Below are 11,845 nucleotides of genomic sequence, written 5' to 3' on the forward strand. Positions count from 1 at the left end.
GGGGTCGTTCGGCCCGTCGATGGGCTGTTGACCCCGCACCCTGCATTTGCTTGAAGTCTGCCAACCTCTTTCCGGCCCGCCAAGGTCTCGCCTGGCGGGTCGCTGCTGTTGCGAGTGACGTGATGCTAGAAAAGACCTATGAGCCCGCCGCCGTCGAGAGCCGCATCTATGATGCCTGGCTCGACGCCAATGCCTTCGCGGCCGGGGCAGGGGCAAAGCCTGGCGCCGAAACCTTCACCATCGTCATTCCGCCGCCCAATGTGACCGGCTCGCTCCATATCGGCCATGCGCTGAACAATACTGTTCAGGACATCCTGGTTCGTTTCAATCGCATGCTGAAAAAGGACGTGCTCTGGCAGCCCGGCACCGACCATGCCGGCATCGCCACCCAGATGATCGTCGAACGCCAGCTGGCCGAAAAGCAGCTCGACCGCCGCACCATGGGCCGTGACGCCTTTATCGACCGGGTCTGGGAATGGAAAACCGAGAGCGGCGGCACCATCATGAATCAATTGAAGCGCCTCGGCGCTTCGGCCGATTTCAGCCGCGAAAAGTTCACCATGGGCGAGCGCGGCGAGGCGGACGACCAGATGGTGCGCGCCGTCACCAAGGTCTTTGTCGAACTGCACAAGCGCGGCCTCATTTACCGCGCCAAGCGTCTGGTGAACTGGCATCCGAGCCTTGAAACCGCGATTTCCGACCTCGAAGTCGAGAATATCGAGGTCAAGGGTCATATGTGGCACCTGCGCTATCCGCTGGCCGACGGCGTAACCTATCAGTTTCCGGTCACCGACGAAGATGGCAACGTCACGGGCACCGAAACGCGCGACTACATCATCCTCGCCACCACCCGCCCCGAAACCATGCTGGGCGACGTGGCCGTTGCCGTGCACCCGGAAGATGAGCGCTATGCCGGCCTTGTCGGCAAGTTCATCGAGCTGCCGCTGGTTGGCCGCCGCATTCCGGTGGTCGCCGATGAATATGCCGATCCGGCCCTGGGTACCGGCGCGGTCAAGATCACCCCGGCGCATGACTTCAACGATTTCGAGGTCGGCGCCCGTGCCGGCATCGAGCCGATCAATGTCTTCACCACAGGCGGCGCCATCACCGATGCCGATTTCATCCCGGCAAAATATCGTGGCATGGATCGCTTCGAGGCCCGCAAGGCCATCGTGGCCGATCTCACCGCCATGGCCGAGGACAATCCCACGCGCGGCCTCGACCATATCGAAGACAAGAAGATTATGGTTCCCCATGACGAGAAGAGTAAGCTCGTCGTCATCGAGCCTTTCCTGACCGATCAATGGTGGGTCAAGGCCGATGTGCTGGCCCAGCCGGCGCTGGCCTCGGTGCGCGAAGGCCGCACCAAATTCGTGCCGCAGCAATACGAGAACACCTATTTCGCCTGGCTCGAAAACATCAAGCCCTGGTGCATTTCTCGCCAGCTCTGGTGGGGCCACCAGATCCCGGCCTGGTACGGCCCGGATAACGAGGCTTTCGTGGCCTATGACGAGGCCGAGGCGCAGGCGCTCGCCGAAAAGCACTATGGCAAGCCGGTCGAACTGTCCCGCGACCCCGATGTGCTCGACACCTGGTTCTCCTCCGCCCTCTGGCCGTTCTCGACCCTGGGCTGGCCCGACGAGACGCCCGAACTCAAGCGTTATTACCCGACGCAGGTGCTGGTCACCGGCTTTGACATCATCTTCTTCTGGGTTGCCCGCATGATGATGATGGGCCTCGAATTCCTTGAACAGGAGCCCTTCCACACCGTTTACATGCATGCCCTGGTCCGCGATGAAAAGGGCCAGAAGATGAGCAAGACCAAGGGAAACGTCATCGATCCCCTCAAGCTCGTCGACCAATACGGTGCCGACGCCACTCGCTTCACTCTGGCCGCGATGGCCGCGCAGGGCCGTGACCTCAAGCTCGCGATCAGCCGCGTCGAGGGCTACCGCAATTTCGTCACCAAGCTCTGGAACGCCGCGCGCTTCCTCGAGATGAACGAGTGCCGTCGCGTCGAGAATTATGACCCCAGGGCGAACACGTTGCCGCTCAACCGCTGGATCGTCGGCGCCACGGCACGCGGGCTGGCGTCCGTCCGCGCGGGCATCGAAGACTACAAGTTCAACGAAGCTGCCAACAGCGCCTACGATTTCGTCTGGGGCACCTTCTGCGACTGGTATGTCGAATTCGCCAAGCCCGTCTTCATGGGCGAGGACGAAGCCGCCAAGGCCGAGACTCGCGCCACGGCTGCCTGGGCGCTCGACCAGATTCTCATCATGCTCCATCCCATGATGCCCTTCGTGACAGAAGAGCTCTGGGCCGAAACCGGCAAATTCGGTCCGGCTCGCCAGGGCATGCTGATCCTGACCGAATGGCCGGACCTGTCCGGTCTGGAAGACGCTGCTGCCGATGCAGAACTGGCCTGGCTGGTGGACGTCATCTCAAACATCCGCTCCGTGCGGGCCGAAATGAACGTGCCGGCCAGCGCCAAGCTGCAAATGGTGGTCATCGGGGCAGGGGATGAAACCTTGCGCCGCCTCGTCGCCGGCACCTCGCTGATTTCACGTCTGGCCCGCCTGGAGGAAATCTCGCCACGCAATGAAATTCCCGGCGAATCTGCCCAGTTCGTCGTCGGCGAGGCCACCTTTGCCCTCCCATTGGCAGGCGTTATCGACATCGCTGTCGAAAAGGCCCGCCTCGAAAAGGAAGTGACCAAGCTCGATGGCGAGGTCGCCCAGGTCGACAAGAAGCTGGGCAATGAGCAATTCGTCACCAAGGCACCCGAAGAGGTGATCGAGGAGCAAAGAGCCCGCCGCGACTCCGCCATCGACCGGCGAGAGAAAATTCGCGAGGCGCTCACCCGGTTGAGCTGACCCATAACAAGGCCCGGCAGCGATGCCGGGCCTTGTTGCTTCTGCGCCCCCTAAATGCGCGCCTGCACCGAATGCAGACCCGCATAGACCCCTCCAGCGGCCATCAGTGCGTCATGGGTGCCTTCTTCGACGATGCCTTCCCGTGTGAGCACCAATATCCGGTCGGCATGTCGTACGGTGGAGAGCCGATGGGCGATGACCAGGGTCGTGCGCCCCCGCGACAGGGTCAGCAGCGCCTGCTGCACTGCGCGTTCGCTCTCATTGTCGAGGGCGCTTGTCGCCTCGTCAAAGATCAGGATTGGCGGGTTCTTGAGAAAGGCTCGCGCGATGGTTAGGCGCTGCTTCTGACCGCCCGACAGCTTGACGCCGCGCTGACCGATATCAGTGTCATAGCCCTCCGAGAGTGCCTTGATGAACGCATGCGCATTGGCGGCCTTTGCCGCGCCCATCACCTCCTCCTCCGAAGCATCCGGCCGGCCATAGAGCAGGTTCTCCCGCACCGTCCCACTGAACAGATAGACGTCCTGCTGCACCACACCGATGCTGCGCCGCAACGATGCCAGGGTGATGTCGCGTACATCCTGTCCGTCGATGCTGACACTGCCGCCAATCACCTCATAGAAGCGGGGGATGAGGCTGCACAAGGTGCTCTTACCCACGCCAGATGGCCCAACCAGCGCCACGAACTCGCCGGGCGCGATATCGAGTGACACCGTGTCCAGAACCCTCGGTCCATCGGCTTCATATCGGAAACTGACATCGCGGAACGCAATCGCGCCCCGGACGGACGCCAGAGGCTTTGCGCCGGGGGCGTCGACAATGTCCGGTGCGACTTCGAGCAGTTCCATGGCCCGCACGAAACCGGTATAGCCATCCTGCCAGAGACGGATGAAATTGTCGAAGCGCTTGATCGGGTCGAGCAATACGCCCACGCAAAGCAGCAGGGTCAGCATGTCTGCCGCGGTGAGGCCCGTGCTCAGGATGCGCATGGCGCCACCCACGATCACCACGATGGTAATCAACTGCCCAAACCCCTCCATGCCGCTCCACAGCAGCGCCTCGCTGCGATAGCCGTCCTTTCGGGCTTGGAGGAACCTGCGGTTCTCGACCCCGAAGCGGGCCATTTCATGGGTCTCATTGGCAAAGGACTGCACCACCCGAATGCCGCCCAGAGCATCCTCGACGCGCTCGTTGACGCCAGCGATCCGCTCCTTGCTGGTGCGCAGGGCCACATTCATGCGGCGGTTGAAGTACATCGCGTAACCGATTGCAAACGGGATAAGAAGCAGGACACACATTGCGATGACGGGATCGATCCAGGCGATCACCGCCATGGCTCCGGCAAACTTGAGAAGGCTAATCGCCAGGTCTTCGGGGCCATGGTGGAACAGTTCGCCGAGCCACAGCGAGTCATGGCTGATCCGGCTCATCAATTGCCCGGTGCGCTGTCGGTCATAGAAGCTGAAGCTGAGTTTCTGGCAATGCGCGAACAATTCCTCGCGCACTTGCGCCTCGATCCTGGCGCCCATGGCGTGGCCCTGGTAGTCGACGAAGTAGGTCGCGAGGGCCTGGATGAGAAACACCACGACCATGATGCCGCCAAGCACCAGCAACTGCCCCATGGCATCGGGCGCAGCGCGAAGTTCAGTGAGGCGCCCGACGATCAGGTTCGCGAGCAGCGGCAAGGTGATGGCCGTGCCCGCCACAAGTACGGCGCAGGCCAATACCGCGGCCAGCAGCGCCAGATGCGGCCGATAATAGGATAGGAACCGCCCGACGCGGGCATGCGTCATGGACTGCGCGGCCGGGTCGGCCCCGGTAACGGGAGCAAAAAGCCGGGAGAAGAGGCTAGGGCGTTTGGACGCGCGCTGTTCCCCTGGGGATGTTGGAGATGACATGATCAATTCTGTCCTGATGGATGTGCAGGTTGGCTACAGCGGACAGGATCGTTTTCATCTCGGTCTCCCGGACGGACGGGGGTTGGTCGATGCGCGGACTATGCTGAAGCCCCGGCGCCGTGGCAATGCCGAGAAGGACGAGGCCGGGGTTCTGTGACGATTCCGCAACAACAGCATCGATTCAATGCGCCCGCTGACGGCATCAACCCTTTGGCGACGTTTCCCGCCACAATCTGACCCTAAAGCAGGTCGCATGGCATTCGGGGGCGGATGCTGGCACTGGCCCGGGTCACGCTGATTGCGGCCGGATCGGTGCGATCCGTTTCCCGATTTTGAGACTGTCTGGCGGACCAAACCCGCCTGAAATGGTGATGATGAGCGCTCAATTGCTGATTGCGATTGCTCTGGATCCGGTTCCGTCTGCCGTGCGCAGCCTGGGGCGGGAACCTCGTTGTGATGGATTGGGCTGAATGCGGTCACAAAGCGCGTTTACGAAGTCTTCAGACATTGCTTTGTCCGGCCGAGTCATCCGGGCAAGATCATCATCGAACCAGAGCGGCCGCCAGGTCGCCGGGACGGGGCCGGAACTTCCGGTGTCGTCCGCAGTAGCCGCCCATGGCCCCATGGGCGAAAGGAGTATCATGCGCACTTCCAGGGGCATCTCCCTTGCCTGCGCTGCGTCAGGATTGTTGATAGCCCTGCTGGCGACGGCCTCGGCTCACGCTCAGACGGCCGCCGAAGCCGCGTTTGATTTCGCCCGGACTCTCGATGGCACGGGTTCCATCGTGTCCAGCGACACCTATCTCTCCGCCCTTGAAAGCGACGCGGCCGCCGGCCGGCCGCTGGCGCTGTGGCAGCTCGGCACCATGTACGAAAATGGCGAAGGCGTGGACAAGGACCCCGTCAAGGCCTTCGGCTATTTCGCCCAGATCGCCAATCAGCACGCCGATACCGCGCCGCGCGGGCTGGAAGCCGACATTGTCGCCAGTTCATTCGTCAAGCTGGGCGATTATTTCCGCCTCGGCGTTCCCGAGGCCGGGGTCACCCAGAATCCCGCCGAATACCACCGCATGCTGATGCACGCGGCTACCTATTTCGGCGACGCCGAAGCGCAGTACCGCATCGGCATGCTCTATCAGCGGGAAGATGGGCTGGGCCTCAGCCCAATGCTCTCCGCCCGCTGGCTGCAATCGGCTGCCCACAAGGGCCACTGTCTGGCTCAAGCCGAACTGGGCAATCTGCTGTTCAACGGCATGGATGCCTATAACCCGCGGCCTGCAGAGGGACTGATGTGGCTCAATCTGGCGCAGGGCACGTGCCTCGGCACCAGCGACATGACCGCGGCCGGGGAACTGCTCAATCGGGCCATGTCCACCGCGACTCCCGAAGTTCAGGCGGCCGCTGTTGAAATGGCCAATTCCGGCGTTGTCGTCAGCGCCGAATTCTAGCCTCTCCTAGAAGCTGAACGCGCCTTCCACCGGCACGTGGTCGCTCGGCTTGTCCCAGCCGCGCACATCCTTGTGGATCACCACATCGTCGAGCCGGTCCGCCGCCTGCGGCGACAGCATCAAATGGTCGATGCGGATGCCGGCATTGCGGCGCCAGGCACCGGCCTGGAAATCCCAGAATGTATAGGCTTCCTCGGCCGTGATGGCGCGCAGCGCATCGGTCATGCCCATGTTCCGAAGGATGCGGAATTTCTCGAGGCTCTCCGGGCGGTAGAGCGCATCGCCCCACCAGGCTTTGGGATCATGTGCATCCTCGGGCGCCGGGATCAGGTTGAAATCGCCCATCAGGATGAAAGGCTCTTCCAGCGCCAGGCGGTCCTCGACGAAGCGATTGAGGCGGTCCATCCAGCCCAGCTTGTAGGGAAATTTTTCCGTATCCACCGGGTTACCGTTCGGCAGGTAGATATTGCAGACGCGGACAATGCCGCCCTCGACCGAAAACACGCCCTCGATCAGCCGGGCCTGTTCGTCCTCCGCATTGCCGGGCAGGCCGCGATGCACCTCGTCGAACGGGAGTTTCGAGAGCAGGGCGACGCCGTTCCAGCTTTTCTGCCCATGGGTCTCGACATTATAGCCCAGCGCCTCGATTTCGGCGCGTGGAAAGCCTTCGTCGACGGTCTTGATTTCCTGGAGGCCGACAATGTCGGGCTTCTCCTCGTCGAGCCAGCGCACCAGCAGTTCCAGCCGGGCCTTGATGCCATTGATGTTCCAGGTGGCGATGCGCAGGGCCATGATAATGTCCTCAGTTCAGATCGGCATAAACGGCGCGGATCAGGTCCTTGGGATAGCGTCCCGTACATCCTTCGAGCGCCGTATTGCTCATCGACACTATCGTAAGCGCGTTGGCAGGATCGACAAGCCAGGAATGGCCATAGACCCCACCCCAATTGATCGTCCCCGCCGCCGACGCCGAATTGGCCGCCTGCGGGTCCTCCAGAACGGCCCCCAGATAGCCGAACCGCTGCCCGGCATCGTCGCGATGCACATTGCCGATGCGATTGGAAAAGGCCAAAGCCAGTGTTTCCGGTTTGACGGCCCCGCCGCCCCCGGTGCGCATGGCCTCAAGAAACCGCGCAATATCCTCGGGCGTGCCGGCCATGCCCGCCCCACCCGATTGGAAGGCCTTGTCGCTGAAGATGCGCGAAGGCGAAAACGTCGCCGGCTCATTGCGATCATTGATCACCACATGCGGGTCTGCCATCGGCATCGGCGGCGTTCCATCAGCATAGGGTTTTGCCAGCCGCGCCAGGTCGGCAACGAAGAAGCCGGTTTCCCTCAGGCCCAGGGGGCCGGTGACATGAGTGCGGACCGCGTCTTCGAGGCTCCCGCCATGGATGGCGGAGAGGGCTGCCCCCAGCACGTCGATGGCCACTGAATAGGACCAGGCCGTGCCCGGCGCAAACAGCAGCTTCTGTTTGGCAACCCGCGCGAAATTCTCCGCAAATCCCTTGTTGGAAGGCCCCAGGCCTGTCGAGATCGTAGGGTCGTTGGGATAGGCATAGGCCAGGCCCGCCGTATGCGTCAGCAGGTGATGGATGGCGATCGGTGCCGGGCTGCCGTCCGCAAGGTCTGGCGTGAAATAGGGCAGGTGGTCGGAAACCCGGTCGTCGAACCGGAGGAGGCCCTTGTCGGCCATGGCCAGTGCCGTTGCCGCCACGATGGGCTTGGTCACCGAGGCCAGGCGATAAATGGCATTCTCCATCATCGGCACCCCGGCTTCCCGGTCGAAGTGCCCCACGACGCGACGCAGGGCAATCTGCCCATGCCGGTAAGCAATCAGTTCCGCGCCAACGATCTTCTGCACGGCGATGGCCTCGTCCATGACCGCGTCAACATGCGCACCCATGCGCTCCCCCAAAATGTCTGAGTAAAACTGTCGCTAGAGCGTGATCGGCAAAAGTTCAGACTTTTGCGGTTCGTCGCGCGACGTCACGAAGGCTCTAGACCGCAAAACTCGTACCGCAGCCACAGGAGGCAACTGCGTTCGGGTTCTTGATCTGGAAGGCCTGCCCGATGAGGTCGTCGACAAAGTCGATCTCGGCGCCGCCCATGAATTCCAGGCTGAGCGAATCGATCAGTACGGTTGCGTCGCCCTTCTGCAGCACCAGGTCGTCGTCATTCGGCGTCTCCTGCACGAGATTATATTCGTACTGGAACCCAGAGCAGCCACCACCTGCCACTGAGATGCGAAGTACCGTGCCCGGCGCTTCCTTACCCAGAATGCGCGACACGCGCTTGGCGGCGCGGTCCGAAAGGGTTACGGCAGGTGTGTCGGCAAGAGCGGCGGCGGTCATGGAATATCCCGGATCGGTCGTAATGTCATAACGCTCCCGCTAAGATAGGCGCTCCGAGCGTCGTTGCAAAGACCCGGACAGCACACATGAGTGACACCGCCTCCTATGCCAGCAAGCCCGACCGGTCCCGCGGCCGGCTTTATGGCACCGGGCCGAGTCCCACCCGCTCCGATTTTCAGCGCGATCGTGACCGCATCATCCATTCCACCGCCTTCCGCAGACTGCAGCACAAGACCCAGGTCTTCCTGTCCCACGAAGGCAGGCATTTTCGCAACCGCCTCACCCATACGCTCGAAGTCAGCCAGATCGCCCGCTCCATTGCCCGGGCCCTGCACCTTGATGAGGACCTGGCCGAAGCGGTCGCCCTGAGCCACGATCTGGGGCACACGCCCTTTGGTCATGCGGGCGAGCGGGCGCTGCACCGCGCCATGACCCCATATGGCGGCTTCGACCACAATGTGCAGGCATTGCGGGTCGTGACCCTTCTCGAAAACCGCTATGCCGAGCACGACGGGCTCAACCTCACCTGGGAGACGCTCGAAGGCATTCTCAAGCACAATGGCCCGCTGCTCGATGCTGCTGGCAGGCCTCATGGACGTTATGCCGACGAGGGATTGCCGAACGGGCTCGACGCTATTCCGGCGCCCGCTGACCTGCGGCCCGACACGCATGCCAGTCTGGAAGCGCAGGTCGCCGCAGTCGCGGATGACATCGCCTATAATGCCCACGACATTGATGATGCGCTGCGCGCCGGACTGGTGTCGCTTGACGATTTCCTGGATGTGCCCATGGCCGGGCCCATCGTGTCCGAGGTGCTCCACCGCTTTCCGACCATCGCACCCAAGCGACAGGCGCATGAGGTGCAGCGGCGCATGATTACCCGGGCCGTGGAAGACGTCATTGCCACCAGCGCCGCCAATATCGCCACCGCCGGTGTCACTTCCGCCGAAGAGGTGCGCCTGGCCGGCCAGACGCTGGTCGGCTTTTCTCCAGCGACCACCGCGATCGAAAAGGGCCTCAAGGCCTTCCTGTTCGCCCGGGTCTATCGCCACGAGGCCGTCATGGTCCCGGTGCGCGAAAGCGAAGCGGTGATCGAGCGTCTCTTTGCCGCCTATATGGCCGATGCTGACATGCCGGGGCGCTGGGGCGAAGCGGGGCGTGGCTGCTCGGCATCGGACCGGGCCCGCATCGTGGCCGACTTTATTGCCGGCATGACCGATATCTATGCGGTCGACGAATACCAGCGCCTGTTTGACGCTAGACCGGATTTCCGTTAACCGGACCGGATATCGGTGAGGCTAAACGTGGGCCACATCCATCTCCTTCGGTCCGTCCTCGGGCTTGACCCGAGGACCTCTCGCGACTTGCGCAGGTAGCTGGTGGCCCTCGGGTCAGGCCCGAGGGCGGAATGGTGGTTGTGGCTGTACCGAGTATCCCTCCAAACAGGACACATTGGTTGTAGGCCATGGATATTTTCGCTCTTTTCACCACAAGGGTCATCGAGGCCCTGCGTGCCGACTATCCCCAGCTCGACACCGAGCTGCTTGCACGCGTCGTGGTGGAACCGCCGCGAGATGCCGCCCATGGCGACCTCAGCACCAATGCTGCAATGGTTGTCGCCAAGCCGCTGGGCAAGAACCCGCGCGAGGTCGCTGCGGGCCTTGTGGAGCGCTTCAAATCGGCGCCGGACGTGGTCGCGGTCGAAATTGCCGGCCCCGGCTTCATCAATTTCCGCCTCTCCGATGCCATCTGGCACCAGGTTCTCAAGGCAGTCGGCGCGCAGGGCGCCAATTACGGCCGGGCCGACCTTGGCAAGGGCGAGCGGGTCAATGTCGAATATGTATCGGCCAATCCGACCGGCCCCATGCATGTCGGACACACGCGCGGCGCTGTATTCGGGGACGCGCTGGCCTCCCTCATGGCCTGGTCGGGCTATGAGGTAACACGCGAATATTACATCAACGACACTGGCGGTCAGACCATCATCCTCGGTCAGTCCGCCATGCTCCGCTATCGCGAGGCGCTGGGCGAAACCATCGAGATCCCCTCCGGCTTCTATCCCGGCGACTACCTTGTCCCGGTGGGCGAAGAGTTGGTCGCCGAATATGGCAGGACGCTGCTCGATATGCCTGAAGAAGAGGCCGTCCTCATCGCCCGTGAAAAGGCGCTGTCCGCCATGATGGAACTGATCAAGGCTGATCTGGCCCAGCTCAATATCCATCACGACGTCTTCTTTTCCGAGCGCACGTTGCACGGCGCCGATGGCGACATCCAGTCCACCCTTGCCTGGCTGCGCGAGGAAGGCATGGTCTATGAGGGCCGGCTTGAAGCGCCCAAGGGCAAGGCGCCCGAGGAGTGGGAAGACCGCGAACAGACCCTGTTCCGCGCCAAGGACTATGGCGACGATACCGACCGGGCGCTTATCAAGTCCGACGGGTCCTACACCTATTTCGCCGCCGACATTGCCTATCACCGCAACAAATATCTGCGTGGCTTCAAGCACATGGTCAATGTGCTCGGCGCCGACCATTCGGGCTATGTCAAGCGCCTGCAGGCGGCCGTAAAGGCCGTCTCGCATGGAGAAGCCGACATCGATGTGCGCATCTGCCAGCTTGTTCGTCTGCTCAAGAACGGCGAACCGTTCAAGATGTCCAAGCGCTCCGGGGATCTTGTGACCCTTGCCGATGTCGTCGACGAGGTTGGAGCCGATGCCACGCGCTTCATGCTGCTGTTCCGGCGCAATGACGCATCGATGGATTTCGATTTTGCGCTGGTCAAGGAGCAGACCCGCGATAATCCCGTCTTCTATGTTCAGTATGCGCATGCCCGCGCCTGCTCGATCTTCCGTACCGCGCGGCGCGACCTGCCGGACCTCGATATTTCACCCGCCGCGCTCGCCGCCGCCGAGGTTGAAAGCCTAGGGAGTGCGGCAGATATCGAGCTGATCCGGATGTTGGGTGCCTGGCCCCGGACAGTCGCTGCCGCGGCGCTAGCCCATGAGCCGCATCGCATTGCCTTCTATGTGCATGAGCTTTCCGGGGCCTTGCATGGCTTCTGGGCAAAGGGCAAGGATGACCCGCAGTTACGATTTGTTAACCTTTCGGACCCGAAGTTGACGTTAGCGCGACTCGCACTCGTCGATGCCGTTCGTCAGGTAATTCGCAACGGCCTGGGGATTTTAGGGGTCTCGGCACCCGAAGAGCTTTCATAATTCGGGCGCAATAGTGTGAACACTCGCGGCCAAGTCCTTGAATGGACTATCCGCATTC

9 protein-coding genes are annotated in these 11,845 nt (G+C 62.3%); 5 read left to right on the forward strand and 4 right to left on the reverse strand.

Going from position 1 to position 11,845, the window contains the following annotated elements; all coding sequences use genetic code 11:
* The first annotated feature begins 122 nt into the window (after positions 1 to 122).
* Positions 123 to 2,876: a valine--tRNA ligase gene (locus ACXYMS_RS11325; RefSeq protein WP_458906368.1), complete on the forward strand. Its 2,754-nt coding sequence runs from the start codon at positions 123 to 125 to the stop codon at positions 2,874 to 2,876.
* Positions 2,877 to 2,926: 50 nt separating this feature from the next.
* On the opposite strand, the gene ACXYMS_RS11330 is transcribed toward ACXYMS_RS11325, so the two are convergent.
* Positions 2,927 to 4,669, reverse strand: a complete 1,743-nt coding sequence (locus ACXYMS_RS11330; RefSeq protein ID WP_458906369.1) for an ABC transporter ATP-binding protein — start codon at positions 4,667 to 4,669, stop codon at positions 2,927 to 2,929.
* A gap of 103 nt (positions 4,670 to 4,772) precedes the next feature.
* On the opposite strand from ACXYMS_RS11330, the gene ACXYMS_RS11335 reads away from it, so the two are divergent.
* Both ACXYMS_RS11335 and ACXYMS_RS11340 read left to right on the forward strand, forming a co-directional pair.
* Positions 4,773 to 4,931, forward strand: coding sequence for a hypothetical protein (locus tag ACXYMS_RS11335; protein ID WP_458906370.1), 159 nt, complete (start codon positions 4,773 to 4,775; stop codon positions 4,929 to 4,931).
* 484 nt (positions 4,932 to 5,415) lie between these two features.
* A complete protein-coding gene (locus ACXYMS_RS11340) occupies positions 5,416 to 6,222 on the forward strand; it encodes a tetratricopeptide repeat protein (RefSeq protein ID WP_458906372.1) in 807 nt (268 codons plus the stop codon).
* A gap of 6 nt (positions 6,223 to 6,228) precedes the next feature.
* Here the strand turns inward: ACXYMS_RS11340 and xth are convergent, their stop codons facing one another.
* The 3 genes from xth to ACXYMS_RS11355 all read right to left on the reverse strand — a co-directional run bounded on the left by xth (position 6,229) and on the right by ACXYMS_RS11355 (position 8,576).
* Positions 6,229 to 7,008 (reverse strand): exodeoxyribonuclease III, encoded by a 780-nt coding sequence (gene xth, locus ACXYMS_RS11345; RefSeq protein WP_458907005.1) that lies wholly within the window; start codon positions 7,006 to 7,008, stop codon positions 6,229 to 6,231.
* A gap of 16 nt (positions 7,009 to 7,024) precedes the next feature.
* Positions 7,025 to 8,128 carry a serine hydrolase domain-containing protein gene (locus ACXYMS_RS11350; protein WP_458906374.1) on the reverse strand — a complete coding sequence of 368 codons (1,104 nt, stop codon included), beginning with the start codon at positions 8,126 to 8,128 and terminating at the stop codon, positions 7,025 to 7,027.
* A 94-nt stretch (positions 8,129 to 8,222) separates the two neighbouring features.
* Positions 8,223 to 8,576: a HesB/IscA family protein gene (locus ACXYMS_RS11355; protein WP_458906376.1), complete on the reverse strand. Its 354-nt coding sequence runs from the start codon at positions 8,574 to 8,576 to the stop codon at positions 8,223 to 8,225.
* 86 nt (positions 8,577 to 8,662) lie between these two features.
* Here ACXYMS_RS11355 and ACXYMS_RS11360 point away from each other — a divergent pair, with 86 nt between their 5' ends.
* Together ACXYMS_RS11360 and argS are read left to right on the forward strand one after the other, a co-directional pair.
* A complete protein-coding gene (locus tag ACXYMS_RS11360) occupies positions 8,663 to 9,853 on the forward strand; it encodes a deoxyguanosinetriphosphate triphosphohydrolase (RefSeq protein ID WP_458906378.1) in 1,191 nt (396 codons plus the stop codon).
* A 188-nt stretch (positions 9,854 to 10,041) separates the two neighbouring features.
* Positions 10,042 to 11,787, forward strand: coding sequence for an arginine--tRNA ligase (gene argS, locus ACXYMS_RS11365; protein ID WP_458906380.1), 1,746 nt, complete (start codon positions 10,042 to 10,044; stop codon positions 11,785 to 11,787).
* The last annotated feature ends 58 nt before the right edge of the window (positions 11,788 to 11,845 follow it).

This window comes from Devosia sp. CAU 1758, from assembly GCF_054482695.1.

Coding starts and splice junctions, on each gene's coding strand:
- ACXYMS_RS11325 (WP_458906368.1), top strand. CDS start 123: ATGCTAGAAAAGACCTATGAGCCCGCCGCCGTCGAGAGCCGCATCTAT.
- ACXYMS_RS11330 (WP_458906369.1), bottom strand. CDS start 4,669: ATGACGCATGCCCGCGTCGGGCGGTTCCTATCCTATTATCGGCCGCAT.
- ACXYMS_RS11335 (WP_458906370.1), top strand. CDS start 4,773: ATGATCAATTCTGTCCTGATGGATGTGCAGGTTGGCTACAGCGGACAG.
- ACXYMS_RS11340 (WP_458906372.1), top strand. CDS start 5,416: ATGCGCACTTCCAGGGGCATCTCCCTTGCCTGCGCTGCGTCAGGATTG.
- ACXYMS_RS11350 (WP_458906374.1), bottom strand. CDS start 8,128: ATGGGTGCGCATGTTGACGCGGTCATGGACGAGGCCATCGCCGTGCAG.
- ACXYMS_RS11355 (WP_458906376.1), bottom strand. CDS start 8,576: ATGACCGCCGCCGCTCTTGCCGACACACCTGCCGTAACCCTTTCGGAC.
- ACXYMS_RS11360 (WP_458906378.1), top strand. CDS start 8,663: ATGAGTGACACCGCCTCCTATGCCAGCAAGCCCGACCGGTCCCGCGGC.
- argS (WP_458906380.1), top strand. CDS start 10,042: ATGGATATTTTCGCTCTTTTCACCACAAGGGTCATCGAGGCCCTGCGT.